General features: G+C 72.2%; 22 protein-coding genes. 11 read left to right on the forward strand and 11 right to left on the reverse strand.

What is annotated here, in order from left to right; genetic code table 11:
• Positions 1 to 44: 44 nt before the first annotated feature.
• Both ACZ6S8_RS11120 and ACZ6S8_RS11125 read right to left on the reverse strand, forming a co-directional pair.
• Positions 45 to 2,897: a serine/threonine-protein kinase gene (locus ACZ6S8_RS11120; protein ID WP_469454539.1), complete on the reverse strand. Its 2,853-nt coding sequence runs from the start codon at positions 2,895 to 2,897 to the stop codon at positions 45 to 47.
• A gap of 176 nt (positions 2,898 to 3,073) precedes the next feature.
• The gene (locus tag ACZ6S8_RS11125) at positions 3,074 to 4,780 is read right to left on the reverse strand and encodes a glycerol-3-phosphate dehydrogenase/oxidase (RefSeq protein ID WP_469454541.1); all 1,707 of its coding nucleotides are present in this window, start codon (positions 4,778 to 4,780) and stop codon (positions 3,074 to 3,076) included.
• Between the two features lie 257 nt (positions 4,781 to 5,037).
• Here ACZ6S8_RS11125 and ACZ6S8_RS11130 point away from each other — a divergent pair, with 257 nt between their 5' ends.
• Positions 5,038 to 6,267, forward strand: a complete 1,230-nt coding sequence (locus tag ACZ6S8_RS11130) for a nucleotide sugar dehydrogenase (protein ID WP_267723156.1) — start codon at positions 5,038 to 5,040, stop codon at positions 6,265 to 6,267.
• Between the two features lie 116 nt (positions 6,268 to 6,383).
• Positions 6,384 to 6,857, forward strand: a complete 474-nt coding sequence (locus tag ACZ6S8_RS11135; RefSeq protein WP_469454543.1) for a hypothetical protein — start codon at positions 6,384 to 6,386, stop codon at positions 6,855 to 6,857.
• Positions 6,858 to 6,933: 76 nt separating this feature from the next.
• Here ACZ6S8_RS11135 and ACZ6S8_RS11140 read toward each other — a convergent pair whose 3' ends face one another.
• The 4 genes from ACZ6S8_RS11140 to ACZ6S8_RS11155 form a co-directional block, all read right to left on the reverse strand.
• Positions 6,934 to 8,058, reverse strand: a complete 1,125-nt coding sequence (locus ACZ6S8_RS11140; RefSeq protein WP_267723154.1) for a GuaB3 family IMP dehydrogenase-related protein — start codon at positions 8,056 to 8,058, stop codon at positions 6,934 to 6,936.
• A gap of 165 nt (positions 8,059 to 8,223) precedes the next feature.
• Positions 8,224 to 9,729 carry an IMP dehydrogenase gene (guaB, locus tag ACZ6S8_RS11145; protein WP_469454545.1) on the reverse strand — a complete coding sequence of 502 codons (1,506 nt, stop codon included), beginning with the start codon at positions 9,727 to 9,729 and terminating at the stop codon, positions 8,224 to 8,226.
• Positions 9,730 to 9,846: 117 nt separating this feature from the next.
• Positions 9,847 to 10,476: a sigma-70 family RNA polymerase sigma factor gene (locus tag ACZ6S8_RS11150; protein ID WP_267723152.1), complete on the reverse strand. Its 630-nt coding sequence runs from the start codon at positions 10,474 to 10,476 to the stop codon at positions 9,847 to 9,849.
• Between the two features lie 312 nt (positions 10,477 to 10,788).
• Positions 10,789 to 11,400, reverse strand: a complete 612-nt coding sequence (locus tag ACZ6S8_RS11155) for a response regulator transcription factor (protein WP_003948568.1) — start codon at positions 11,398 to 11,400, stop codon at positions 10,789 to 10,791.
• A 380-nt stretch (positions 11,401 to 11,780) separates the two neighbouring features.
• On the opposite strand from ACZ6S8_RS11155, the gene ACZ6S8_RS11160 reads away from it, so the two are divergent.
• On the forward strand, positions 11,781 to 12,110 hold the full coding sequence (locus ACZ6S8_RS11160; protein WP_267839842.1) for a WhiB family transcriptional regulator: 330 nt from the start codon (positions 11,781 to 11,783) through the stop codon (positions 12,108 to 12,110).
• 114 nt (positions 12,111 to 12,224) lie between these two features.
• Here ACZ6S8_RS11160 and ACZ6S8_RS11165 read toward each other — a convergent pair whose 3' ends face one another.
• Positions 12,225 to 13,124 carry a LysR family transcriptional regulator gene (locus ACZ6S8_RS11165; protein ID WP_469454547.1) on the reverse strand — a complete coding sequence of 300 codons (900 nt, stop codon included), beginning with the start codon at positions 13,122 to 13,124 and terminating at the stop codon, positions 12,225 to 12,227.
• 88 nt (positions 13,125 to 13,212) lie between these two features.
• Between ACZ6S8_RS11165 and ACZ6S8_RS11170 the strand changes: the two genes are divergently transcribed.
• The 3 genes from ACZ6S8_RS11170 (at position 13,213) to ACZ6S8_RS11180 (ending at position 15,486) form a co-directional block, all read left to right on the forward strand.
• The gene (locus tag ACZ6S8_RS11170; RefSeq protein WP_469454911.1) at positions 13,213 to 13,881 is read left to right on the forward strand and encodes an MOSC domain-containing protein; all 669 of its coding nucleotides are present in this window, start codon (positions 13,213 to 13,215) and stop codon (positions 13,879 to 13,881) included.
• A 30-nt stretch (positions 13,882 to 13,911) separates the two neighbouring features.
• Positions 13,912 to 14,685, forward strand: a complete 774-nt coding sequence (locus ACZ6S8_RS11175; protein ID WP_469454549.1) for an SDR family NAD(P)-dependent oxidoreductase — start codon at positions 13,912 to 13,914, stop codon at positions 14,683 to 14,685.
• A 102-nt stretch (positions 14,686 to 14,787) separates the two neighbouring features.
• Positions 14,788 to 15,486, forward strand: coding sequence for an ester cyclase (locus tag ACZ6S8_RS11180; RefSeq protein ID WP_469454550.1), 699 nt, complete (start codon positions 14,788 to 14,790; stop codon positions 15,484 to 15,486).
• Positions 15,487 to 15,597: 111 nt separating this feature from the next.
• Here the strand turns inward: ACZ6S8_RS11180 and groL are convergent, their stop codons facing one another.
• Entirely contained in the window at positions 15,598 to 17,226 is a 1,629-nt protein-coding gene (groL, locus tag ACZ6S8_RS11185) for a chaperonin GroEL (protein WP_386530435.1), read from the reverse strand.
• A gap of 136 nt (positions 17,227 to 17,362) precedes the next feature.
• Positions 17,363 to 17,671: a co-chaperone GroES gene (groES, locus tag ACZ6S8_RS11190; RefSeq protein WP_030230757.1), complete on the reverse strand. Its 309-nt coding sequence runs from the start codon at positions 17,669 to 17,671 to the stop codon at positions 17,363 to 17,365.
• 342 nt (positions 17,672 to 18,013) lie between these two features.
• On the opposite strand from groES, the gene ACZ6S8_RS11195 reads away from it, so the two are divergent.
• From ACZ6S8_RS11195 to ACZ6S8_RS11210, 4 genes are read left to right on the forward strand one after another with little or no spacing between them, the layout of a single operon-like run.
• Complete coding sequence (locus ACZ6S8_RS11195; RefSeq protein ID WP_469454552.1) at positions 18,014 to 18,694, forward strand: response regulator transcription factor; 681 nt, start codon at positions 18,014 to 18,016, stop codon at positions 18,692 to 18,694.
• Entirely contained in the window at positions 18,687 to 20,213 is a 1,527-nt protein-coding gene (locus tag ACZ6S8_RS11200) for a sensor histidine kinase (protein WP_469454554.1), read from the forward strand. Before ACZ6S8_RS11195 ends, ACZ6S8_RS11200 begins: the two co-directional genes overlap by 8 nt.
• Before the next feature lie 57 nt (positions 20,214 to 20,270).
• Positions 20,271 to 21,527 (forward strand): LCP family protein, encoded by a 1,257-nt coding sequence (locus ACZ6S8_RS11205; protein WP_469454556.1) that lies wholly within the window; start codon positions 20,271 to 20,273, stop codon positions 21,525 to 21,527.
• Positions 21,515 to 22,948 (forward strand): FtsW/RodA/SpoVE family cell cycle protein, encoded by a 1,434-nt coding sequence (locus ACZ6S8_RS11210; RefSeq protein ID WP_469454558.1) that lies wholly within the window; start codon positions 21,515 to 21,517, stop codon positions 22,946 to 22,948. The genes ACZ6S8_RS11205 and ACZ6S8_RS11210 overlap by 13 nt, the downstream gene beginning before the upstream one ends.
• A 52-nt stretch (positions 22,949 to 23,000) precedes the next feature.
• On the opposite strand, the gene ACZ6S8_RS11215 is transcribed toward ACZ6S8_RS11210, so the two are convergent.
• Both ACZ6S8_RS11215 and ACZ6S8_RS11220 read right to left on the reverse strand, forming a co-directional pair.
• A complete protein-coding gene (locus ACZ6S8_RS11215) occupies positions 23,001 to 23,891 on the reverse strand; it encodes a polysaccharide deacetylase family protein (protein WP_469454560.1) in 891 nt (296 codons plus the stop codon).
• The gene (locus tag ACZ6S8_RS11220) at positions 23,888 to 24,826 is read right to left on the reverse strand and encodes a polysaccharide deacetylase family protein (RefSeq protein ID WP_469454562.1); all 939 of its coding nucleotides are present in this window, start codon (positions 24,824 to 24,826) and stop codon (positions 23,888 to 23,890) included. The genes ACZ6S8_RS11215 and ACZ6S8_RS11220 overlap by 4 nt, the downstream gene beginning before the upstream one ends.
• Before the next feature lie 149 nt (positions 24,827 to 24,975).
• On the opposite strand from ACZ6S8_RS11220, the gene ACZ6S8_RS11225 reads away from it, so the two are divergent.
• Entirely contained in the window at positions 24,976 to 25,392 is a 417-nt protein-coding gene (locus ACZ6S8_RS11225; protein WP_469454564.1) for a VOC family protein, read from the forward strand.
• Positions 25,393 to 25,441 lie beyond the last annotated feature (49 nt).

Consider the following 25,441-nt stretch of genomic DNA (forward strand, 5'->3'; position numbering starts at 1 on the left):
ACCCGCTGACACGATACGACGCGCAGGGCGCCCGCGTCCCGGGGTCAGCCGAGCGTCTGGAAGGTCTCGAAGGCCGTGGTGCGCATCTGCGTGCACTCCGGGGCGTCCCACTGGTCCGCCGGGCAGCTGATCATGATCGCGTAACCGTGCTTCGCGTCCATCTTGAAGCCGCGGTTGAGGACCCGGACCTTGGTGCCCTTCTGCTCGCGCTCGAACTCCCAGTCGGCGACGGTCGGGTAGCCCCGGTAGTCCACCGTGTCTATGCGGATCTGCCGGTAGTTGTCGCTGCTGGCCGCGGTCGACACCGCCAGGGCGAGCCACGCGGCCTTGGCGTCGTTGCCCGGGGTGGGGGTGAAGTCGACCTGGATGCGCGGGAACCCGCCGTCGCGGCTGTATATGGCGCCGGAGTTCTCTCCCGCCGTGGCCGTCCGGCGGAAACCCTCGGGCATCGCCATCGAGAAGTGGAACCCGGGATCCGAGATCGTGGCGTACCCGGCCGGCAGCGCGCCGGCACCGGGACCGGACCCCTGGCCCTGGCCCTGGCCTTGGCCCTGGTCGGCGCCGGGCGTCTGCTGGCCCTGGCCCTGGTTCTGACCCTGGTTCTGGCCCTGGTCCTGCCCCTGGCCCGGTTCGCCGGCCGTGTTGCCGCCCGGCTGGCCCGTGTTCGGCGAGGCGGCCGGTGACTGCTGCGGGGTACCGCCCGCGGAGGGGTTGCCGGGCGCGGTCGGGGTGGGCTGTCCGCCCTTGCCCTCGTCCTTGCGGCCGTCCTTGTCGTCCCCGCTGACCAGGTAGGCGATCAGGGAGCCGAGCGCGGCCAGCACCACGACCACGGCGACGATCGCGAGGACGATGGTGCGGCGCGGCACGACGTCGGTGAGCGACGCGGCGACGGGCGACGCCTTGGCCTTGTGCTTGGTCTCGGGCGCGGGCCCCGGTGCCTCGGCGGCCGTGGCGGCCGAGGCGGCGGCCGCGACGACCGCGGCCTTCCGGGCGGACTTCAGTGCGGCGCGGGCCCGTTCGCGCTGTTCCCGGTCCCGCCGTTCGCGCTCCTTCTTCGCCGCCTTCTCGGCCGCCTTCTCCGCCTTCTCGGCCGCCATCCTGTCGGCGGCCTCCTTGGCGTCCGCGAGCGATGTCTGCCGGGTCTCCTCCGCGGTCGGGGAGGCCACGGGCGCAGGCGGGGGCTCGGGGGCGTCGAGGACGGCGGTGAGCATCGCCCGGGCCCGGGTGTCGTCGAGACGGTGGGCCGGATCCTTGGCCAGCAGGCCGTAGATGACCTCGGTGAGCGGGCCCGCGTTCTTCGGCGGGTCGACCGGCTCGGTCATCACCGCGGTCAGCGTCGCGAGCGCGGACCCCTTGTCGTACGGGGGCACGCCCTCGACCGAGGCGTACAGCAGGCCGCCGAGCGACCACATGTCGGCGGGCGGACCGGGCTTGTGGCCGCGGGCGCGCTCCGGGGAGATGTACGAGGGCGCGCCGACGAGCATGCCGGTGGAGGTGACCGAGGGGTCCCCCTCGACCTGCGCGATGCCGAAGTCGGTGAGGACGACGCGGCCGCTGGTTCCGGCGATGAGCACGTTGGAGGGCTTCACGTCGCGGTGCAGGATGCCCTGGCGGTGCGCGGCCCGGAGCACGTCGAGCACGGCGAGGCCGACCTCGGCGGCGCGACGGGGCGTCAGCGGGCCGTTCTCCCGGACGAACTCGGCGAGGGAGGGGCCCTCGATGAGCTCCATGACGATCCACGGGCGGGCGTCCTCGTCGACGACGTCGTAGACCGTGACCGCGCCGCCGCTCCGGATCCGGGCGATCGCCTTGGCCTCGCGGAGCGTACGGGTGATGAGCCGGCGCTTCTCGTCCTCGTCGACGCCGGTGCTGAACCGGAGTTCCTTGACGGCGACCGTCCGGCCGAGGATCTCGTCCTCGGCCCGCCACACGGTGCCCATCCCGCCCTTGCCGAGCACGGCGCTCAGCCGGTACCGGCCGGCGAGCAGCCGGCCCTCGTCCTTGCCCTCTTTCCCGGCGGGCTTGCCGGCGCCGCTGCGGCCGACGGCCTTGGCGTCCTCGCCCCGGCCGGCCGGCTTCACGACCTCGATCTCGGCGACGGGGGTGGCGTCGTCGATCGCCCGCCCGGCCTTCGCGTTCCCGGCCGCCGGCTTCGCGTCCTCGACCGCGGCAACGGGCTCCGCGGGCTCCGCCGCGTCGGGCCGCGCGTCCTCGGGCTCCGCCACGGAGGCGTCCCGGCCGCCGGCGGCTCCCGAGGGAACGCTGTCGGCCTTCCCGGGCACCGCACCCTTCGCAAGCACCGGCTTCGCGGGCCCGGCCTTCGCCGAAGCGGACTCGGCGTCCGCACCCTTCACGAGCGCAGGCTTCGCGGACGCAGGCTTCGCGGACGCAGGCGCAGGCTTCGCGGGCGCCGGCTCGGCGGCTCCGCCCTTGGCAGGTGCGGCCTTCGCCCCCTCAGCCTTCGCCGACGCGGAGTCAGCAGCCCCGGCCTTCACGGGTACGGGGTCCGCCACCTCCGCCTCCGCGTTCGCGGGCACCGGTTCGGCACCGCCGGTCTTCGCCGGCACCGGCTTGGCCTCCTCGGCCTTGCCCGGGCCGGGTATGCGCTGCGCCGTCGCGGGCTCGGCGGAGGCCGGGTTGACCGGCCCGGACTTCACCGCGTCCGCGTCCGCCTTCGCGTCCCCGGCCTTGGCGGCGGCCCCGGGCTTCGCGGTACCGGCCGCGGACTCCGCCCCTTGGGGCGCCGAGCCTTCGGGCGCCGCAGGAGTTCCGGCGGGCGCACCGTCAGGCGAACCCCCCGACGGCCCACCGCCAGGTGATTCGGCAGGCGCCTGCGCAGCCGAACCCGCATCGTCCAGCTCCGCCGCAGGCGACTCGGTGTGCTCCGGCTTCGACATGCGTCCCCTCTGCGATCGTGCCGCCCGCTCCGGCGGCGCCGGCGGACCCGGCGACGCCGACGGACCCGGCAGCGTCCGGGGTCCGCGGTAACCCGCCCCGGCAGGCCCCTCATTGTTCCTCACTCCGCAACGGACGGACCCCCCGGGTCCGCGGTTCCCCCTTCCACATCCCGGAGTTACAACGGAACGATGTCGGGCGCCCCCAGCCGCGCCGCGTCCGCCGTCTGGTCGTCGGGCTGGCGCTGCGATTCCCGCTCCGCCTGGACCCGCTTCTCGTAGTGTTCCACTTCCTTCTCGACCTGCTGTTTGTCCCAGCCCAGCACCGGCGCCATCAACTCCGCGCACTCCCGTGCCGACCGCGTGCCCCGGTCGAACGTCTCGATCGAGATCCGCGTCCGCCGCGTCAGTACGTCGTCCAGGTGCCGCGCCCCCTCGTGCGAGGCGGCGTACACGATCTCCGCCCGCAGGTAGTCGTCCGCCCCGGTCACCGGCTCGGCCAGTCCCGGATCGGCGGCGATCAGGTCCAGCAGTTCCTCCGTCAGCGAGCCGTACCGGTTCAACAGGTGCTCCACCCGCACCACGTGAAGACCCGTCCGGGCGGCGATCCGCGCCCGCCCGTTCCACAGGGCCCGGTAGCCCTCGGCCCCCACCAGCGGCACGTCCTCCGTCACGCACTCCGCCACCCGCTGGTCCAGCCCGTGCACGGCCTCGTCGACGGCGTCCTTCGCCATCACCCGGTACGTCGTGTACTTGCCGCCCGCCACGACCACCAGCCCCGGCACCGGGTGGGCCACGGTGTGTTCCCGCGACAGCTTGCTCGTCGCGTCCGACTCGCCGGCCAGCAGCGGCCGCAGACCCGCGTACACCCCCTGGACGTCGTCCCGGGTCAGCGGGACCGACAGCACCGAGTTCACGTGCTCCAGCAGGTAGTCGATGTCCGCGCTCGACGCCGCCGGGTGCGCCTTGTCCAGGTCCCACTCGGTGTCCGTGGTGCCCACGATCCAGTGGCGCCCCCACGGGATGACGAACAGCACCGACTTCTCGGTCCGCAGGATCAGCCCGGTGCTCGAATGGATCCGGTCCTTCGGCACGACCAGGTGGATGCCCTTCGACGCCCGGACGTGGAACTGCCCGCGCTCCCCGATCAGCGCCTGGGTGTCGTCCGTCCACACCCCCGTCGCGTTCACGACCTGCTTCGCGCGGATCTCGTACTCCCCGCCGCCCTCCACGTCCTGCACCCGCGCGCCGACGACCCGCTCCCCCTCCCGGAGGAAGCCGACCACCCTCGCCCGGTTGGCGCAGTGCGCGCCGTACGCGGTGGCGGTGCGGACCAGCGTGGCGACGTACCGCGCGTCGTCCATCTGGGCGTCGTAGTACTGCAGGGCCCCCACGAGCGCGTCCTTGCGCAGGGCGGGCGCCACCCGCAGCGCCTGCCGGCGCGACAGGTGCCGGTGTACGGGCAGGCCACGGCCGTGCCCGCTGGAGACGGACATCGCGTCGTACAGGGCGACGCCCGAGCCTGCGTACAGCCGCTCCCAGCCCTTGTGCTGCAAGGGGTAGAGGAACGGCACCGGCTTCACCAGGTGCGGGGCGAGCCGCTCCAGCAGCAGGCCGCGCTCCTTGAGCGCCTCCCGCACCAGGGCGAAGTCGAGCATCTCCAGGTACCTGAGGCCGCCGTGGATCAGCTTGCTCGACCGGCTGGACGTGCCCGACGCCCAGTCCCGCGCCTCCACCAGACCCGTCGAGAGTCCTCTGGTCACCGCGTCGAGCGCGGTGCCGGCGCCCACCACGCCCGCGCCCACGACCAGCACGTCCAGTTCCCGCTCGGCCATCCGGGCAAGGGCCTCGGCGCGCTCCGCCGGCCCCAGTGTCGCTGTCCTCACGGCTGCCTCCCGTTGGTGCGGGTCTACCCCGCTTCGTGCGGGTGATCCCGCTCACATCACCCGTTCATGATTCTGACCGCCCCTACCCACATCAGCCACCGCCTGTGGACAACACACGAACGACCACCGCCGCAGAATGCGGCATATCTGTCATATATACGCCTAGTCTGACATTGCGCCAGCTCCCCTCCGGCACCCCTGTCCACAGGGCTTGCGCACGCATCCCCCTCATGTCAGGGAAGGGACGGCACCCCCCAATGCCCGCAGATCTCGCCGTCATCGGACTCGGCCATCTCGGCCTCCCCCTCGCCCAGGCGGCCGTCGCCGCCGGGATCGAGACGGTCGGCTACGACAGCGGTCCGGTCACGGACTCCACCCTCACCGCCGCCGAGATCCGCCGCATGTCGGCGGCCGGCTTCCGGGTCACCACCAACCCCGCCGAGCTCGGCCGGGTCCGCACCGCCGTCATCTGCGCTCCTACCCAGCTCGGCGCCGATCGTGCACTCGACCTCTCCGCCGTCGGCGAGGCCGGCCGCGCGCTCGCCGCCCGGCTGCGCGCGCACACCACCGTGATCCTCGAATCGGCCGTCCACCCGGGCGTCACCGAGGACTACCTCCGCCCGATCCTCGAAGAGGGATCCGGACTGCGGGCCGGCCGGGACTTCCACCTCGCCTACTCCCCCAGCCGCCTCGACCCGGGCAACCGGACGCACGGCATCGCCAACACCCCCAAGGTGATCGGCGGCCTCACCCCCGCCTGCACCGAGTCCGCGCACGCGTTCTACACCCGCCTCACCGAGAAGGTCGTCCGCGCCCGCGGCCTGCGCGAAGCGGAGACCGTACAGCTCCTGGAGACCAACTACCGGCACGTCAACATCGCCCTCATGAACGAGATGGCGGTGCTCTGCCACGACCTCGGCGTCGACCTCTGGGACGTCATCCGCTGCGCCGAGACCAAGCCGTACGGGTTCCAGGCCTTCCGCCCGGGCCCCGGAGTCGGCGGCCACGGCGTCCCCCTCGACCCCAACTACCTCCCCCACACCACCCGCACCCCGGGCCACCCCCTGCGCATGATCGGTCTGGCGCAGGAGATCAACAACCGGATGCCGCAGTACGTCATCCAGCGGTCCGCCACCCTGCTGAACGAGCACGGCAAGTCCGCCCGCGGCGCCCGCGTCCTCCTCCTCGGCGTCACCTACAAGCCCGACCTGGCCGACCAGGAGGGCTCCCCCGCCCGCGAGATCGCCAGCCGCCTCATCGACCTCGGCGCGCTGATCAGCTACCACGACCCGTACATCGCGGGCTGGCGCGTCCGCGACCAGCCGGTCCCCCGCGCGGAATCCCTGTACGAGGCCGCCGCCAACGCCGACCTCACCATCCTGCTCCAGCACCACCGCACCTACGACCTGCAAGGACTCGCGGTGAAGGCCCAGTTGCTGCTGGACACCCGCGGCGCCAGCCCGGCGGGCGCGGCCCACCGCCTCTGAGGCGCGAAGAATCCCCCCGGTGGATGTCCGAGACGGGTGCTAGCCTGCGGCGTCACTTATCTCGCACTTACGTCCCGTGGACACCCGTGCGTCCGATTTCCCTGGGGGGATTCCCAATGGCCCAGAGCTTCCAGCCGCCCGCGCCCGACTCCTACACCGCGGCCCCCGCCCCGGCCCCGGCCCGCAGGGGCAACGTCGGCCTCGGCATCCTGGCCGCCGTCGTCGCGGCCCTGGTCGCGGCCGGCGCGTACGGCGGCATCATGAACGCCATCGACCGCCAGGTCGGCTACGCCGCGGTCGCCGTCGGCGCCCTCGTCGGCCTCGCCGCCGGCAAGATCGGCGGGAAGAACCCGGTCCTCCCCGTGGTCAGCGCGGTGCTCTCGGTCGGCGCCGTCTACCTCGGCCAGCTGTTCTTCATCGCGCTCGCGCTGTCCGAGTTCGCCCACATCGGCCTCGGCGACGTGCTGAGCGACCCGGGCATCGGCGGCCTGAACGACATCTGGAAGGAATCGGCCGAGGCCATGGACTACCTGTTCCTCGTCATCGGCGGAGTGGTCGCCTTCGGCGCAGCCCGCAAGGTCAGCGACTGACCCGCGCCCGCACACGCCGGAGGGCCGGCACCCCGCTCGGGGTGCCGGCCCTCCGGCGTTCGGGCGTGGTGCCCGGTCAGCGGCTGTGCTGCGAGTCCGCGACCGTGACCTCGACCCGCTGGAACTCCTTGAGCTCGCTGTAGCCGGTGGTGGCCATCGAGCGGCGCAGCGCACCGAAGATGTTCATCGAGCCGTCCGGGGAGTGCGACGGCCCGGTGAGGATCTCCTCGGTGGTGCCGACGGTGCCCAGGTCCACCTTCTTGCCGCGCGGCACGTCCTCGTGGACGGCCTCCATGCCCCAGTGGTTGCCCTTGCCGGGCGCGTCGGTGGCACGGGCCAGCGGGGAGCCGATCATGACGGCGTCGGCGCCGCAGGCGACGGCCTTCGGGACGTCGCCCGACCAGCCCACGCCGCCGTCGGCGATGACGTGCACGTAGCGGCCGCCGGACTCGTCCATGTAGTCGCGGCGGGCCGCGGCCACGTCCGCGACGGCCGTGGCCATCGGGACCTGGATGCCGAGGACGTTGCGCGTCGTGTGCGCGGCGCCGCCGCCGAAGCCGACCAGGACGCCCGCGGCGCCGGTGCGCATCAGGTGCAGGGCCGCCGTGTAGGTGGCGCAGCCGCCCACGATGACGGGGACGTCGAGCTCGTAGATGAACTGCTTCAGGTTCAGCGGCTCGGCCGCGCCCGAGACGTGCTCGGCCGACACGGTGGTGCCGCGGATGACGAAGATGTCCACGCCCGCCTCGACGACGGCCTTGGAGAACTCGGCGGTGCGCTGCGGGGAGAGCGCGGCGGCGGTGACGACACCGGAGTCGCGCACCTCCTTGATGCGCTGCCGGATCAGGTCCGCCTGGATCGGGGCGGCGTAGATCTCCTGGAGACGGCGCGTGGCGGTCTCCTCGTCCAGCTCCGCGATCTCGTCGAGCAGCGGCTGCGGGTCCTCGTACCGGGTCCACAGGCCTTCGAGGTTCAGCACGCCGAGGCCGCCGAGCTCGCCGATGCGGATCGCGGTCTGCGGGGAGACGACCGAGTCCATGGGGGCGGCCAGGAAGGGGAGCTCGAAGCGGTACGCGTCGATCTGCCAGGCGATCGAGACCTCCTTCGGGTCCCGGGTACGCCGGCTCGGGACGATGGCGATGTCGTCGAACGCGTACGCCCTGCGGCCGCGCTTGCCGCGCCCGATCTCGATCTCAGTCACGTGTGGTGGCCTTTCCTGTGGGTCTGCCCGTCCAGTATCCCCGACTGGCGGAGGACTGCGTTTCGGTGACCGCTGTACGGACGCACCCGCGCGCGCACGGCGAAGGGGCGGGCCCGGCCGGCTGTGGACAACGCCGTACGGGACCCGCCCCTCACGTCACGCGGTTCAGCCCTTGCGGCTGTAGTTCGGTGCCTCCACCGTCATCTGGATGTCGTGCGGGTGGCTCTCCTTGAGGCCCGCCGAGGTGATCCGGACGAAGCGGCCCCGGTCCTGCAGCTCCGGAACGGTGCGGCCGCCGACGTAGAACATCGACTGGCGCAGGCCGCCGATGAGCTGGTGCACGACCGCGGAGAGCGGGCCGCGGTACGGGACCTGGCCCTCGATGCCCTCGGGGATGAGCTTGTCGTCGCCGCCCACGCCCTCCTGGAAGTAGCGGTCCTTGGAGTAGGAGCGCTGGTCGCCGCGGGACTGCATCGCGCCGAGCGAGCCCATGCCGCGGTACGACTTGAACTGCTTGCCGTTGATGAAGAGCAGCTCGCCCGGGGACTCCTCGCAGCCCGCGAGCAGCGAGCCGAGCATCACGGTGTCGGCGCCGGCGACGAGCGCCTTGGCGATGTCGCCGGAGTACTGGAGGCCGCCGTCGCCGATGACCGGGACGCCCGCGGCCTTGGCGGCGAGCGCGGCCTCGTAGATGGCGGTGACCTGCGGGACGCCGATGCCGGCGACGACGCGGGTGGTGCAGATGGAGCCGGGTCCGACGCCGACCTTGATGCCGTCGCAGCCGGCGTCGATCAGCGCCTGGGCGCCGTCGCGGGTGGCGACGTTGCCGCCGATGACGTCGATGCCGCCGTTCGACTTGATCTTGGCGACCATGTCGCCGACCAGGCGGGAGTGGCCGTGGGCGGTGTCGACGACGATGAAGTCGGCGCCCGCCTCGATCAGGGCCTGGGCCCGCTCGTACGCGTCACCGGCGACACCGACGGCCGCGCCGACGAGCAGCCGGCCGTCCTTGTCCTTGGCGGCGTTCGGGTACTTCTCGGCCTTGACGAAGTCCTTGACCGTGATGAGGCCCTTGAGGATGCCGGCGTCGTCGACCAGCGGGAGCTTCTCGATCTTGTGGCGGCGCAGCAGCTCCATGGCGTCGACGCCGGAGATGCCCACCTTGCCCGTGACCAGCGGCATCGGGGTCATGACCTCGCGCACCTGGCGGCTGCGGTCCGACTCGAAGGCCATGTCGCGGTTGGTGACGATGCCGAGGAGCTTGCCCGCCGGGTCGGTGACCGGTACGCCGGAGATGCGGAACTTCGCGCAGAGCTGGTCCGCCTCGCGCAGCGTCGCGTCCGGGTGGACCGTGATCGGGTCGGTGACCATGCCGGACTCGGAGCGCTTGACCAGGTCGACCTGGTTGGCCTGGTCGGCGATGGAGAGGTTGCGGTGCAGCACGCCGACGCCGCCCTGGCGGGCCATCGCGATGGCCATGCGGGCCTCGGTGACCTTGTCCATGGCGGCGGAGAGCAGCGGAACGTTCACGCGGACGTTCCGCGAGATGAGGGAGGAGGTGTCGATCTCGTCCGGCGCCATGTCCGACGAGCCCGGCAGCAGCAGGACGTCGTCGTAGGTAAGCCCGAGCGTGGCGAATTTGTCGGGCACTCCGTCGGCGTTGACAGTCATGACACCTTCCCAAATGGTCTTGCTCAGCGGGGATGTCCATGCTAACGGGATCCCGCCGCGTCTCATTCCACGACCAAGGCCGAGCGGAAGTTTTGTCACTTCCTACGATGGACAGTCCTACTGCTCGGCGAGTGCCCGCAGACGGCTGAGGGCCCGGTGCTGGGCCACCCGCACCGCGCCGGGGGACATGCCGAGCATCTGGCCGGTCTCCTCGGCGGTCAGCCCGACGGCCACCCGCAGGACGAGGAGCTCGCGCTGGTTCTCCGGGAGGTTCGCCAGGAGCTTCTTGGCCCAGGCGGCGTCGCTGCTGAGCAGGGCGCGCTCCTCCGGACCCAGCGAGTCGTCGGGCCGCTCCGGCATCTCGTCGGAGGGCACGGCCGTGCTGCCCGGGTGCCGCATGGCGGCCCGCTGCAGATCGGCGACCTTGTGCGCGGCGATGGCGAAGACGAAGGCCTCGAAGGGCCGGCCGGTGTCGCGGTAGCGCGGCAGGGCCATCAGGACGGCGACGCAGACTTCCTGCGCCAGGTCCTCCACGAAGTGGCGGGCATCACCCGGAAGGCGGGAGAGCCGCGAGCGGCAGTAGCGGATGGCGAGGGGGTGCACGAAGGCGAGCAGGTCGTGCGTGGCCTGCTCGTCGCCCTCCACCGCGCGGCGTACGAGCGCGCTGACGGCTCCGGCGTTGCCGCCTCGGGCGGCGCCGGTGGGGCCTGTGGGCTCGGGTGACCCCGGGGCCTCGTCGTCGCGCATCAATCCATGGTGCCTTGACGCCGGAGGATTCGCGGCACCATGGCCCTGGTTGTGCGTCGAAGCGTTATGAGCGGGTGCGCCGGAACTCATGCTCTGCGCCTCCCCTCCCGCTCGGCCGAATGGTCCCCGAGGACGGGGACCCCACATCTCCAAGAATGCGGCACACCCCCAAGGATGCGGCATCGCGCTGGAAGCGACACGTCCCGCGGGCCGTGCTCCGCGAATTCCCGGGTCCGCCGCCCCGTCCGCCGGCGGCGGACGGGACCGCTCGGACGGTCCGCCGTCGGCGGACCGGTCCGGGTCCGGGGCGGGTCAGCGCACCAGGCCCCAGCGGAAGCCGAGCGCCACGGCGTGCGCCCGGTCGGACGCGCCGAGCTTCTTGAACAGCCGCCGGGCGTGGGTCTTGACCGTGTCCTCGGAGAGGAAGAGCTCGCGCCCGATCTCCGCGTTGGACCGGCCGTGGCTCATGCCCTCCAGCACCTGGATCTCGCGCGCGGTGAGCGTGGGCGCGGCGCCCATCTCGGCCGAGCGGAGCCGGCGCGGGGCCAGTCGCCAGGTCGGGTCGGCGAGGGCCTGGGTGACCGTGGCCCGCAGTTCGGCGCGCGAGGCGTCCTTGTGCAGGTATCCCCGGGCGCCGGCGGCGACCGCGAGGGCCACGCCGTCCAGGTCCTCCGCGACCGTCAGCATGATGATGCGGGCGCCGGGGTCGGCCGAGAGCAGCCGGCGAACCGTCTCCACACCGCCGAGCCCGGGCATCCGTACATCCATCAGAATGAGGTCGGAGCGGTCGGCACCCCAGCGGCGGAGGACTTCCTCGCCGTTGGCAGCCGTCGTCACACGCTCGACGCCGGGCACGGTGGCAACCGCACGACGGAGCGCCTCTCGGGCAAGCGGGGAGTCGTCGCAGACGAGGACGGATGTCATGACCGCCCTCCGCAGCTGCTGATGCGCGTCACCTTGAGCCTCCAGGCTGGTACGTATCGTCACCTGTGCGGTCGATGTCCCCGGACACCTGTCCGAGAACTTCTTGGTTCAACCGCCTTCGCACTCTCAACGATGGTCACTCGAAAGAGTTACGGGTCGGACGGACACCTTCAGCACTCTACGTGAGGACGCGATCACGTCGGAGGAGGCGCGGGCTCCGTGTCGTCCATATGGAGCTATGCCCTATTTGGCGGCTTTCCTTCCGTTTGGCACGTGTCTGAGGCTAGATTCCCAATGAGTCATATTTACATCTACTCCGACAGTAGGTGTGGAGACATGGACCGTATCCGCCTCAGTACCGGCACCAAGAGGGACTACCAATGGCAGATTTCTCCCGCCTCCCCGGACCGAACGCCGACCTCTGGGACTGGCAGCTCCTCGCCGCCTGCCGCGGGGTCGACAGCTCCCTCTTCTTCCACCCGGAAGGCGAGCGGGGCGCGGCCAGGAGCGCGCGCGAGGCCTCGGCTAAAGAGGTCTGCATGAGATGCCCGGTGCGTTCGGAATGCGCCGCGCACGCACTCGCCGTCCGCGAGCCCTACGGGGTGTGGGGCGGCCTCACCGAGGACGAGCGCGAGGAGCTGATGGGCCGGGCCCGACACCGTCTGATCCCCGCGTCGACGGCGATCGGGCCGAACGCGCAGCAGCACTGATCCGCACCCTCGAAACGTCAGAAGGAACGTTTCTGTCCCGCCCTCGCCGATGAACCGGCGGGGGCGGGGCCGGGGCCGGGCGCGCACCGGCCACGGGCACCGCCGTGCCCGCGGTCAGCGCGCGCCGGCCCGGACCAGCTCGGCCAGGGTCGCGGCCACGGCCGGGACCCTGGCCAGGTCGGGCAGGGTCAGCGCCACGACCTCGCGCTCCACGGCCGGCTCCACCCGGACCGTGCTCACGCCCTTGGCCCGTACGGACTCCACCGCGAGCTCCGGCAGCACCGCCACGCCCAGCCCGGCGCCGACCAGGCCGACCACCGCCGGGTAGTCGTCGGTGGCGAAGTCGATGCGCGGGGTGAACCCGGCGCCCTCGCACACCTCCACGAGGTGGCGGCGGCAGCGCGGACAGCCCGCGATCCAGGCCTCGTCGGCCAGCTCCGCCATGCCCACGCGCTCGGCCCCGGCCAGCCGGTGCCCCTCGGGGACCAGCCCGACGAGCCGGTCGGTCAGCAGCGGCCGGACCACGAGGTCTTCCCACTCCGCGGCGGCCGCCGGCGAGCCCCCGTACCGGAAGGCCAGCGCCACGTCGCAGTCGCCCTCGCGCAGCATCTCCACCGAGCGCGGCGGTTCGGCCTCGACGAGCGAGATGCGGGTTCCGGGGTGCTCGGCCCGCATCGCCGCGAGGGCGGTGGGCACCAGCGTGGAGCTGCCGCTGGGGAAGGACACCAGCCGGACCCGGCCAGCGCGCAGCCCGGCGATGGCCGCGACCTCCTCCTCGGCCGCGGTCAGCCCGGCCAGGATCCCCGCGGCGTGCCGGACCAGGGCCTCGCCGGCCTGGGTCAGCCGCATCTCGCGGCCGGTGCGGATGAGCAGCGGAGTGCCGGCCGACTGCTCCAGCGCCTTCATCTGCTGGGAGACGGCGGGCTGGGTGCAGCCCAGCTCGCGGGCTGCGGCGGAAAAGGAGCCGGTCCCGGCGACGGCGCGCAGGACCCGGAGATGACGTGCCTCGATCACCCTGGGAGCATAAGCCCTGCTTTGACCGCAGTGCGAATATCCGTACGACTCTTTGGGGCCGTTCGGCTAGCGTGTCCGCATGGTCCCCATGCATCTGATCTCCGTGAACGTCGGCCGGGCCGAGGCCGTCGAATACGCCGACACCGGGACGACCGGCATCGGCAAGCGCCCCGTTCCGGGGCCGGTCCGCGTGTCCGCCCCGGGGCCGAAGGCGACCGGCGCCGGCAGCGGCCTGGAGGGCGACGTCATCTGCGACCGGCGCCACCACGGCGGCGACCACCAGGCCGTGTACGCGTACGCCCGCGAGGACCTGGACTGGTGGGAGGGCGAGCTGGGGCGCGAGCTGCCGCCCGGCCTCTTCGGCGAGAACCTGACCACCAGCGGCGTGGACCTGAGCGGGGCGGTGCTCGGCGAGCGCTGGGAGGTGGGCCCCGATCTGGTCCTGGAGGTCTCCTCGACCCGCATCCCGTGCCGGACCTTCCAGGGGGTCCTGGGCGAGCCCGGCTGGGTCAAGCGGTTCACCCGGGAGAACCGCCCGGGCGCCTACCTGCGGGTGGTCCGCGAGGGCCGGATCTCCCCCGGCGACCGGATCGTGATCACCCACCGGCCGGAGCACGAGGTGACCTCGTCGTTCCTCTTCCGTGCCTGGACCACCGAGCGCGCACTGCTGCCGCGGGTCCTGGCCGCGGGCGACGCGCTGGCGCCCGACGTGCGCGAGACCGCGCTGGCGTACGCCGCCAAGCACGGGGCGCGCTGAGCCGTCAGCCGGGGCAGCTAGGTTGCGCCTATGACGACTGCGTTGATTACGGGATCCACGGCGGGCATCGGCGCCGCCTTCGCCCGGCGGCTCGCCGCCCAGGGGCACAACCTGGTCCTGGTGGCACGGGACACGAAGCGGCTCGGCGCCCAGGCGACCGAGCTGCACGACCGGCACGGCATCGAGGCCGAGGTGCTGGCCGCCGACCTCGCCACGGAGGAGGGGATCGCGGCGGTCGAGCAGCGCCTGGCCGACCGCACGCACCCCGTCGACCTGCTGGTGAACAACGCCGGCTTCGGCAACAAGGGCCGCTACCTCGACGTCCCGATGGCGGACGAGCTGAGCATGCTGAAGGTGCACGTCGAGGCGGTCCTGCGGCTGACCTCGGCGGCGGCCGGGCCGATGCGCTCGCGCGGCCGCGGCGGCGTGATCAACGTGGCCTCGGTGGCCGCGTTCCTGCCGCGCGGCACGTACGGGGCGAGCAAGGCCTGGGTCGTGCAGTTCACCCAGGGGGCGGCGAAGGACATGGCGGGTTCCGGGGTGCGCCTGATGGCCCTGTGCCCCGGCTTCGTCCGGACGGAGTTCCACCAGCGGGCCGGCATGGGGACGGACAACATCCCGGGCTGGCTGTGGCTGGACGCCGACAAGCTGGTGACCGCGGCCCTGGCCGACCTGGCCCGGGGCAAGACGGTGTCGATCCCGGACCCGAGGTACAAGGCGCTGATGGGCGTGGTGAAGCTGACGCCGCGCGGGCTGCTGGGCGGGATGTCCTCGCGCACGGGCCGCAAGTACGGGCCCCAGTAGTGCGCGGGGTTCCGGCTTCCCCGGTGACTGGCGAGTAAACCCACCAAATGGGTGAAATCTCCCTAAACTGGACGTGTCCCATCCACCCCGGGAGGCGACACGATGACATTCGTACAGGCAATCGATTACGAGACCAGCCGGTTCGACGAGATGAACGCGCTCATCGACCGCTACACGGAGCAGACCAGCGGCAGGCGCACGGTCACCCACACCATGATCGGCCGGGACCGGGACGCCGGGACGCACTACGTCGACCTCGTCGAGTTCCCCTCGTACGAGGACGCGATGAAGAACTCCCGGCTCCCGGAGACCGACCTGATGTTCCAGGAGATGGTGGCCCTCTGCGAGGGCATGCCGACGTTCACGAACCTGGACGTGGTGCGCGACGAACACCTCGACAAGCAGGTCGCGCGGCGGGTGTTCGAGGACATCGCCTGCAAGGGCGACCTCGACGCCGTCGACGCGTGCTTCGCGGCCGGCTACACCGACCACGACGTCATGGAGGTCCCGGGCGGGAGCGACGGGCGCGACGGCATGCGGCGGACCATCGGCATGTGGCGGGACGCCTTCGACTTCTCCTTCGACCTGACGCGGCAGATCGCCGAGGGCGACTGCGTCACCACCCTGTGGGACTGGAAGGGCACCCAGAAGGGCGAGTTCATGGGGGTCGCGCCGACCGGCGGGGAGGTGGCCATGTCGGGCTGCACGACCTTCCGGATGGAGAACGGCATGATCGCCGAGGGCTGGTGGTACTACGACGCACCCGGCCTGATGCGGCAGATGGGCATGATGCCCGGCTAGCCGCCCCGGCCCGTGCCACGACCCGTGCCCCGGCACGGGGAAGCCCCGGTCACCCCCGCTTGGCAGCGGTGACCGGGGCTTTCTCGTGGAACGTGGAGCGGGGTGCTGCGATCAGTGGCTGTGGCCGTGACCGTGGCCGTGACCCGCGTCGCCCTCGTCCTCGGCCGGCTTCTCGACGACCAGGGTCTCGGTCGTGAGCAGCAGGGAGGCGATGGAAGCGGCGTTCTCCAGCGCGGAGCGGGTGACCTTGACCGGGTCGATGACGCCGGCCTTGACCAGGTCGCCGTACTCGCCGGTGGCGGCGTTGAAGCCCTGGCCCTTGTCGAGCTCGGCCACCTTCGCGGTGATGACGTAGCCCTCGAGGCCGGCGTTCTCCGCGATCCAGCGCAGCGGCTCGACGGCGGCGCGGCGCACGACCGCGACACCGGTGGCCTCGTCGCCGGTCAGGCCGAGGTTGCCCTCGAGGACCTTGACGGCGTGGACGAGCGCGGAGCCACCGCCGGAGACGATGCCCTCCTCGACCGCGGCGCGGGTCGCCGAGATGGCGTCCTCGAGGCGGTGCTTCTTCTCCTTGAGCTCCACCTCGGTGGCGGCGCCGACCTTGATGACGCAGACGCCGCCGGCGAGCTTCGCCAGGCGCTCCTGCAGCTTCTCGCGGTCCCAGTCGGAGTCCGTGGACTCGATCTCGGCCTTGATCTGGTTGACACGGCCGACGACTTCCTCGTGGCTGCCGCCACCGTCGACGATGGTCGTGTCGTCCTTGGAGATCGTGACGCGGCGGGCGGTGCCCAGTACGTCCAGACCGGCCTGGTCGAGCTTGAGGCCGACCTCCTCCGCGATGACGGTGGCACCGGTGAGGGTGGCGACGTCCTGGAGCATGGCCTTGCGACGGTCACCGAAGCCGGGGGCCTTCACGGCGACCGCGTTGAAGGTGCCGCGGATCTTGTTGACGACGAGGGTGGAGAGCGCCTCGCCCTCGACGTCCTCGGCGATGATCAGCAGCGGCTTGGAGGCGCCGGCCTGGATGACCTTCTCCAGCAGCGGCAGCAGGTCCTGGATCGAGGAGATCTTGCCCTGGTGGATCAGGATGTACGGGTCATCGAGGATGGCCTCCATACGCTCCTGGTCGGAGACCATGTACGGCGAGAGGTAGCCCTTGTCGAAGGCCATGCCCTCGGTGAACTCCAGCTCCAGGCCGAAGGTGTTGGACTCCTCGACGGTGATGACACCGTCCTTGCCGACCTTGTCCATCGCCTCGGCGATGAGCTCGCCGACCTGCTGGTCCTGCGCGGAGAGCGCGGCCACGGCGGCGATGTCGGACTTGTCCTCGATCGGACGGGCGGTCGCGAGGAGCTCCTCGGAGACGGCCTTGACCGCGGCGTCGATGCCCTTCTTCAGGGCGGCCGGGGACGCGCCCGCGGCGACGTTGCGCAGACCCTCGCGGACCAGCGCCTGGGCCAGCACGGTGGCGGTGGTGGTGCCGTCGCCCGCGATGTCGTTGGTCTTGGTCGCCACCTCCTTCACGAGCTGCGCGCCCAGGTTCTCGTACGGGTCGTCCAGCTCGACTTCGCGAGCGATGGTGACACCGTCGTTGGTGATGGTGGGGGCGCCGAACTTCTTGTCGATGACGACGTTGCGGCCACGGGGGCCGATCGTCACCTTGACCGTGTCGGCAAGCTTGTTGACGCCGCGCTCGAGGGCGCGACGGGCGTCCTCGTCGAACTTCAGGATCTTCGGCATGGGAGCGGTTCAGTCCTCTCGTTGCGATCCTCGGCCGCTCACCGCGACCTCCACCGCCTAGAACGAACTACGCCCCTCGCCGCCCGGCATCAGCAGGGTGACCAGGGGCGCAGCTCAAACAAAATCTGGAAGCGAATTACTTCTCGACGATCGCGAGCACGTCGCGAGCCGAGAGGACGAGGTATTCCTCGCCGCTGTACTTCACTTCGGTGCCGCCGTACTTGCTGTACAGCACGATGTCGCCGACGGAGACGTCCAGCGGGAGACGCTGGCCGTCCTCGAAGCGACCCGGGCCCACCGCGAGGACGACGCCCTCCTGGGGCTTCTCCTTCGCGGTGTCCGGGATGACCAGGCCAGAGGCCGTGGTCTGCTCGGCGTCGAGCGGCTGGACCACAATGCGGTCCTCGAGCGGCTTGATGGCAACCTTGGAGCTGGCGGTCGTCACGATCCGACCTCCCCCTTCGGAGATCCGGGGTTAACTGTCTGAGGTGGCGACCAGGTCGATCCGTCGTCGCGGGTGCCGGACCTGCCTGTCGCTGTGTTGGCACTCACCAGGGGTGAGTGCCAGGTGCGACACTATTCCGGCGATTAGCACTCGGTCAAGCGGAGTGCCAATTCTCGCCGCCGGGTGTGGCGCGCGACGACCCCCGGACACGGCGAAATCCCGGTATCCAGCGCCTTCCTGACCGTTTTTCCTCCCACCGCGAACGCGCCGGATCCGGTGCGCGCGGCGGCGCTCCCGCATCCGGCCGTCCTCGGTCCACGACCGATATGTGACGCTTGAGCCGTGCGCATCCTGGTGGTCGAAGACGAAGTGGGGCTCGCCGAGTCGCTGCGGCGCGGTCTGTCCGCCGACGGGCACCTGGTCGAGGTGGCCCACGACGGCCACACCGGCCTGGACCTCGCCCTCGCGGGCGGACCGTACGACGTCGTGCTCCTCGACCTGATGCTCCCCGGCGTGAACGGCTACGAAATCTGCACCCGCATGCGCGCCCACGGCGACACCACCCCGGTGCTGGTACTCACCGCCAAGGACGGCGAGTACGACGAGGCCGAGGGCCTGGACTCCGGCGCCGACGACTACCTCACCAAGCCGTTCTCCTTCGTCGTCCTGGCCGCCCGCATCCGGGCGCTGGCCCGCCGCGCGGGCGCCCCCGACCGCACCGCGCTCCAGGCCGGCGACCTCGTCCTCGACCCGCAGGGCCGGCGCTGCCGGCGCGGCACGCGGGAGATCGAGCTCACGGCGCGCGAACTCGGCGTGCTCGCCTGCCTGATGGAGCAGCCGGGCCGGGCGGTCGCCAAGCAGGACATCCTCGACGAGGTCTGGGACGCCCCGCACGGCATCGACCCGAACATCGTCGAGGTCTACGTCTCCTCGCTGCGGAAGAAGATCGACGCGCCGTTCGGCCGCCGCTCGATCCTGACCATGCACGGAACCGGGTACCGGATGGCGCCCGACGGTGGCTAGGGGGTGTCGTCGAAGTCGTTCCGTACGCCCGGCGACCCTGCGGGCGCGGGCCGCGGCGGCGGCCGCCCTCGCCATGGCCGCCGTCCTCGGCGCCGGCGGGCTGTGGCTGTTCGGCCTGCTCCGCGCCAACCTGCTCGACAACACCACCGGCCGCACCGAGCTCGCCGCCCGCAAGGTCGCCGCCCAGCTCGACGCGCGGGCCGTGCCGCCCGGCGGACGGCTGCCCGCGCCCGAGGGCGGGGTGGACCTGGTGCTCGTACGGGACGCGGCCGGGCGGACCGTGGCCGGCAGCGGGAACCCGGAGGACGCCCCGGACTTCGGGGCCCTGCGCCCCGGCCCCGGGGAGGACTCCCGCTCGGCCGTGCTGCCGCCGGCACGGCCCGGCGCGCAGCGGCGGGTGGTGGTCGTCGTGCGGGCCCCGGGCGCGCCCGGGGCGACGGGCGCGGTGCCGGCACCGGGCGCGCCGGGGGTGCAGGGCCCCCACACCGTGTACGCCATGACGGTGCTCGGCGACGTCGACGACGCGACCGGGGCGGTCGCCGCCGGGCTGCTGGCGGGCGCGCCGCCGCTGATCGCCTTCGCGGCGGCCCTCGCCTGGTGGGTGACGGGCCAGGCGCTCCGCCCCGTCACCGCGATCCGCACCGGGCTGGCCGCGGTCACCGCGAGCGAGCCGGGCCGGCGGGTGCCCGACCCGGGCGGCGCCGACGAGATCGCCCGGCTGGCCCGCGCCGTCAACGACACACTCGACCGGCTGGAGCGCTCCGACGCCCGGCAGCGGCAGTTCACCGCCGACGCCTCGCACGAGCTGCGCAATCCGCTGGCCGCCGTACGCACCCGGCTGGAGGTCGCGCTGGCCGCGGGCCGCCCCGACCGCGCGTCGGTGGCCGCCGCGCTGGCCGACACCGAGCGGCTCCAGGGGATCGCGGCGGACCTGCTGCTGCTCGCCCGCCTCGACGGCGGCCCGGCGCCGCGGACCGAGCCGGTGGACCTGGCGCTGCTGGCGGCGGAGGACGCGGCGCGCCGGGGCGGGTCCCGGGTGGCGGTGCGCCTGGAGGCGGGGACGCCCGTACCGGCGGCCGGGGACCCGGCGCGGCTGGAGCGGGCGCTGGCCAACCTGGTGGACAACGCCGTGCGGTACGCCCGTACCGAGGTCGTCGTACGGGCGGGGCGGGACGGCGCGGGCCGGGCGCTGCTGGAGGTGGTGGACGACGGGCCGGGCATCCCGGAGGCGGACCGGGAGCGGGTGTTCGAGCGGTTCGTACGGCTGGACGCGGACCGGGGCCGGGCCAGCGGCGGAACCGGGCTAGGCCTGGCCATCGCCCGGGAGATCGCGCGGGCGCACGGCGGCGAGGTGACGGCGGGCCCGGGGCCGGAGGGCGGCGCCGCGCTGACCCTGCGGCTGCCGGCGGGGCGGGCGGGGCGCGGACCTGCGGCCCCGGCGGTTCCCGTGCGGGCCCTTCGGGCCGGCGGCGGCCCCGGCGGCCCGAAGGGCCCGGCCCCGGGAGGCCGGAGGTCCTGAAGCCGCCTTCAGGATCTTCAGGTTTCCCTCAGCGCGGGCGCCCCAGCATCGACAGGCATGAGCGCGCACCGGAGGAAGACGACGACGAACCGAGCCCGCCGGCCGTCCCGGCGCCGCCGTCGGCGGCTCGCCCGCACCCTGCTGATCACGGGCTGCGCCCTGACGGTGATGGCGGGCGGCACGGCCTGGTACCTGTACCGCGACCTGGCCGCGAGCATCGGCAGCTCCAAGGCCCTGGAGGGGGCCGAGAAGTCGTCGTCCGGCGACGTGAACATCCTGCTGATGGGCCTGGACAGCCGCAAGGACCAGAACGGCGAGGACCTGCCGGACGACGTGCTCGACAAGCTCCACGCGGGCAGCTCGGACATCGGCGGCTACAACGCGAACACGCTGATCCTGCTGCACGTGCCCGCGGACGGCAGCCAGGCGAAGGCCTTCTCCGTCCCGCGCGACGACTTCGTCGACATACCCGGCCACGGCAAGGACAAGATCAAGAAGGCGTACGGGCTCGCGAAGGAGAAGCGGCAGGAGCAGCTCGCCGCGCAGGGCGTCAAGGACCGGCGGCAGCTGGAGCGCGACGGCCGGGAGGCCGGGCGCGCGGCGCAGATCGAGACGGTGCGCGCCTTCCTCGGGGTGCCGGTCGACCACTTCGCCGAGCTGAACCTGGCCGGTTTCTACCACCTCGCGGACGCGCTGGGCGGCGTACCCGTGTGCCTGAACAAGCCGGTGAAGGACTCCTACTCGGGGGCCGACTTCCCCGCCGGACCGCAGACGCTGAACGGCGGGCAGTCGCTCGCCTTCGTCCGCCAGCGGCACGGCCTGGACATGGGCGACCTCGACCGGACGAAGCGCCAGCAGGCGTTCCTGGCGGGCGCGACGCGGAAGCTGGACTCGGCCGGCACCTTCACGGACCCGGTGAAGCTGATGCGGCTGATCGACGCGGCGAAGCAGGACGTGGTGACCGACGCGGGGTGGGACCTGCTCTCGTTCGTGAAGCAGGCGAAGAACCTGTCCGGCGGGAAGGTGCGCTTCACGACACTGCCCGTGGAGCGGTTCGGAAGGAACCACGGGGAGGACGTGAACGTCGTAGATGATATGAAGATAAAGCGCCTCATTGCAGAGCAGATCGGACCCAAGGCCGCCGCCTCCCCCGGCGCGCCGGACCCCGCTCCCTCCGCACCGGGTGCGCCCGCGGCGCCCGGCGGCGCGTCCGGCGAGGCGTCACCCCCTGCGTCCCGCGACGGGGCGCCCCCCTCGTCGCCCGCCCCCTCGGCCTCCCCCCAGGACGTCGGCGGCATCCCGTGCGTCGACTGAAGCCCCTGACGACGGCGGGCTCCCGCCGGCGCACCGAGGCCCTGCTCCTGGTGTTCGTCGTCGCCATCGCGGTCCTCGGCCACGCCAGCGCGGGGCTCGCGATGAACGACGAGCTGCCGCCCAACCTGGCCGGTTTCACGGTCAGCATGACGCTGCTGTCGCTCGTGGGGCACCTGGGCGTGCGCCGCTTCGCGGCCTACGCCGATCCGCTGGTCTTCCCGCTGGCCATGCTCCTCACGGGGCTGGGGCTGGTGCTCCTGCACCGCCTCGACCAGGGGTACATCGAGCGCTACGGCGCGGACGCGAACGCGCCGGGCCAGCTGCTGTGGACGGTGGTCGGGGTCGCCGCCTGCCTGGTGGTCCTGGCCCTGCTGCGCGACCACCGGCTGCTCCAGCGGTTCATCTACCTCACGATGGCGGTCGCGCTGGTGCTGCTGATCGCGCCGGCGTTCTTCGGCGCGGACACGTACGGCGCGAAGCGCTGGATCATCCTCTTCGGCTTCTCGCTCCAGCCCGGCGAGTTCGTGAAGATCATGATCGCGGTCTTCTTCGCCGGCTACCTGGTCGTCCACCGCGACTCGCTGGCCCTGACGGGCCGCAAGGTCCTGGGCGTGCGGCTGCCCCCGATGCGCCAGCTCGGTCCGATCGTCACCGTGTGGATCGTCTCGATGCTGGTGCTCGTCTTCGAGCGCGACCTCGGCACCTCGCTGATCTTCTTCGGCGTGTTCGTGGTGATGCTGTACGTCGCCACCGAGCGCACCGGCTGGATCGCGTGCGGCCTCGTCATGGCCTCGCTCGGGGCGTTCGTGGTGGGCTCGACCGAACCGCACGTCCAGGCGCGCGTCGCCGCCTGGCTGGAGCCGCTGTCGTACTACTGGGAGAACCGGCCGGCCGGGGTCACCTCGGACCAGTCGGCGCAGGCGCTGTTCAGCTTCGGCACGGGAGGCATCTCGGGGACGGGCCTCGGCCTGGGGCATCCGGAGCTGATCAAGTTCGCGGGCCGCAGCGACTTCATCCTCACCACGGTCGGCGAGGAGCTCGGCCTGGCCGGGGTGATGGCCGTACTGCTCCTGTACGCGCTGCTCGTACAGCGGGGCCTGCGGATGGCGCTGGGCGCCCGCGACCCGTTCGGCAAGCTGCTGGCGGTGGGGCTGGCCTCGGCGCTGGCCCTGCAGGTCTTCGTGGTCGCGGGGGGCGTCACGGGCCTGATCCCGCTGACGGGCAAGGCGCTGCCGTTCCTGGCGAAGGGGGGCTCGTCCCTGCTGGCCAACTGGATCATGATCGCGCTGCTCCTGCGCATCAGCGACAGCGCCGAGCGCCAGCGCGAGGCGGACGTCCTGGGGCCGGCGGAGACCACGATCACCCCAGTGGCGGCGGGGGCGGACGCCGATGCGGCGGGGGCCCGGGCGCGAGCGGGCTGACCGCGGGGCGGCGGCAGCAGGGACGGCTAGGGGCGACCGGCCACGGCCACGGCTAGAGGTAGTCCTCCAGGCGCCCTATCCGGAAGCCCTGCTCCTGTATGCGCTGGAGCATCCGCGTCGTCATCTGCGTCTCCGTGGCGCCCTTGAGCTCCGACGGGCCCCGGAAGTGCGCCAGGACGATGTCCCCCGGCTTGAGGGCGGAGCCCTCGGCGTACTGGAAGTTGTTGATCTGCATCGAGACCCGCCACAGCACCACGTCGCTGACCCCGCACTCCGCGGCGGCGCGGAGGGTGTCGTCGTTGTAGTTGCCGAACGGCGGGCGGAAGAGCGCCGGGCGCGTGCCGAAGCGTTTCTCCAGATGCTCCTGCTGGCCGCATATCTCCTTCTTCTGCGCCGCGAAGGGCAGGGTCCGGAGGTTCGGGTGCGTCAGCGTGTGGTTGTTGACCGTGCTCGCCGAGCCGTTGTCGCGGAGCTGCTCGAAGTGCCCGTAGTCCCCGGAGGCCACGCTGTGGGTGAGGAACATCGAGATCGGCAGCTTCAGGTCGGCCGCCATCTTCAGGAACTCGGGGTCCTTCTCCGCGCCGTCGTCGAAGGTCAGGAAGACGACCTTGTCGTCCAGCGCGACGGGTATCCGGTCCACCACGGCCGCCCTGCCCGGGGCGGCCGGCGGACGCCCGGGCTTCCGGGCGGGCTTGGGCGCGTAGGCGACGGGGGCCGTCAGGCCCCACTTCCGGTACGCCTCGTCCGAGGGGCTCCCCGGCCCCGTCGGCGATCCCGAGGGGGTCGCCGACGGACTTCCGGAGGGCCCGGCGGCCGGGGCCTCCTGCGTCGCCTTGCGGCCCAGCCGTTCGATCGGGTCCACGCTGTCCCCGCACCCCGTCAGAGACAGCGCGAGCGCGCCGGCCGCCAGCGTTCCGGCTACCAACCGGCGCGCGTGCTTCACAGATAATCCTCCAGGCGGGCCACGGAGTACCCCTTGTCCGTGACGGTCTTCATGACCTGACGGATCATGTCAGGCATGGTTCCCTTCCAGTCCTCCCGCCCCCGGAAGTGCGTGAGGATGATGTCGCCGGGGTGCAGGTCGCGGTCCCACTCCCGGTAGTCCATCCGGTTCGTGAACGCCTCGGCGTTCCACAGCGGGACGGCCTTGATGCCGCAGGACTTCGCCGCGCGCAGCGTGTCCTGGTTGTAGTTCCCGTACGGCGGCCGGAAGAGCGTCGGCCGCTTGCCGAACTGCTTCTGGATCGTGTCCTGCTGGCCGCAGATCTCCTGGCGCTGCTTCTCGTACGACAGCGCCGGCATGTAGCGGTGGTTGAGGGTGTGGTTGTTCAGCGTGACGCCCGCGGCCTGCATCTGCTTGAAGTACGGGTAGTTGTCGTTCACGACGTAGTCGCTGAGGAACGCCGTGTACGGGATCTTCAGCTCCTGCATCATCTTCAGGAACTCGGGGTCCTTCTCCGCGCCGTCGTCGATCGTCAGGAAGACGACCTTGTCCTCGGTGGGCACGGTGGTGAAGACCGGCGGGTACTCCTCCTGGTCCTCGACCTCGAAGCCGTCGCGCGTGGTGATCTCGGGCTTCTCCTTCGGCGCCGCCGGCGCCGTGAGCGGGGGCTTGAGCAGCCCCCACTTCTTCGCCGCGACGATGCGCGCCTGCTGGGCCGCCTTCGCCTTCTCCGCGGCGCTCAGCGCGCCGGCCGCGCCCGCCTCCGTGCCCTTGCCCGCCTTGGGCTTCTCCGGCGCCTCGGACCCGGAGGAGCACGCCGTCCCGAGGGCGGCGACCAGCAGGGCGGCCACGGCCACCCCGAACCGGCCGCGCGGACCCGCCGCGTACCGGTGACCGTAAAGCGTCTTACGTTCCTTTTGTCCTACTAGCTGCATAGCTGCGCATCCTGGCACCGGACACGCAGCCTCCCGGGAAGACACCGCGAGCGGCATCCCACCTTCCACCGGGTGGCCCACACCGTCCCCGGCGCGACCGGTCAGGAACGGAGAAGCGAAATCCGCCGCCGCCTCGTAGCGTCGGAGGCATGGACATCAAGCTCTCGCAATGCTTCATCGCGGTGGACGACCACGACCGGGCGCTCACCTTCTACCGGGACGTCCTCGGCCTGGAGGTGCGGGGCGACGTCGGGTACGCCGGGATGCGGTGGGTGACCGTCGGATCGCCCGCGCAACCGGGCGTGGAGATCGTCCTCGAACCGCCGCTCGCCGACCCCAACGCCTCCCCCGCCGACCGCCAGGCCATGGCGGAACTGCTGGCCAAGGGCCTGCTGCGGGGGGTGATCTTCTCCACCGACGACTGCGACGCCACCTTCGAACGCATCCGGGCCGCCGGCGGCGAGGTGATGCAGGAGCCGTTCGACCAGCCGTACGGCGTGCGCGACTGCGCGTTCCGCGACCCGGCCGGCAACATGCTCCGCTTCACCCAGGCCCGCACGCAGTAGGACCCCCGCCGGCGCCGGAGCCCGCGCGGTCGGCCCCCGCACCACAGTG

The organism is Streptomyces sp. NPDC048461 (assembly GCF_055587105.1).

Excerpts from the sequence above, each read along its gene's own strand:
- ACZ6S8_RS11120 (WP_469454539.1), bottom strand. The coding sequence starts at position 2,897 with ATGTCGAAGCCGGAGCACACCGAGTCGCCTGCGGCGGAGCTGGACGAT.
- ACZ6S8_RS11130 (WP_267723156.1), top strand. The coding sequence starts at position 5,038 with ATGCCCGCAGATCTCGCCGTCATCGGACTCGGCCATCTCGGCCTCCCC.
- ACZ6S8_RS11135 (WP_469454543.1), top strand. The coding sequence starts at position 6,384 with ATGGCCCAGAGCTTCCAGCCGCCCGCGCCCGACTCCTACACCGCGGCC.
- guaB (WP_469454545.1), bottom strand. The coding sequence starts at position 9,729 with ATGACTGTCAACGCCGACGGAGTGCCCGACAAATTCGCCACGCTCGGG.
- ACZ6S8_RS11150 (WP_267723152.1), bottom strand. The coding sequence starts at position 10,476 with ATGCGCGACGACGAGGCCCCGGGGTCACCCGAGCCCACAGGCCCCACC.
- ACZ6S8_RS11155 (WP_003948568.1), bottom strand. The coding sequence starts at position 11,400 with ATGACATCCGTCCTCGTCTGCGACGACTCCCCGCTTGCCCGAGAGGCG.
- ACZ6S8_RS11160 (WP_267839842.1), top strand. The coding sequence starts at position 11,781 with ATGGCAGATTTCTCCCGCCTCCCCGGACCGAACGCCGACCTCTGGGAC.
- ACZ6S8_RS11170 (WP_469454911.1), top strand. The coding sequence starts at position 13,213 with ATGCATCTGATCTCCGTGAACGTCGGCCGGGCCGAGGCCGTCGAATAC.
- ACZ6S8_RS11175 (WP_469454549.1), top strand. The coding sequence starts at position 13,912 with ATGACGACTGCGTTGATTACGGGATCCACGGCGGGCATCGGCGCCGCC.
- ACZ6S8_RS11180 (WP_469454550.1), top strand. The coding sequence starts at position 14,788 with ATGACATTCGTACAGGCAATCGATTACGAGACCAGCCGGTTCGACGAG.
- groL (WP_386530435.1), bottom strand. The coding sequence starts at position 17,226 with ATGCCGAAGATCCTGAAGTTCGACGAGGACGCCCGTCGCGCCCTCGAG.
- ACZ6S8_RS11205 (WP_469454556.1), top strand. The coding sequence starts at position 20,271 with ATGAGCGCGCACCGGAGGAAGACGACGACGAACCGAGCCCGCCGGCCG.
- ACZ6S8_RS11220 (WP_469454562.1), bottom strand. The coding sequence starts at position 24,826 with ATGCAGCTAGTAGGACAAAAGGAACGTAAGACGCTTTACGGTCACCGG.
- ACZ6S8_RS11225 (WP_469454564.1), top strand. The coding sequence starts at position 24,976 with ATGGACATCAAGCTCTCGCAATGCTTCATCGCGGTGGACGACCACGAC.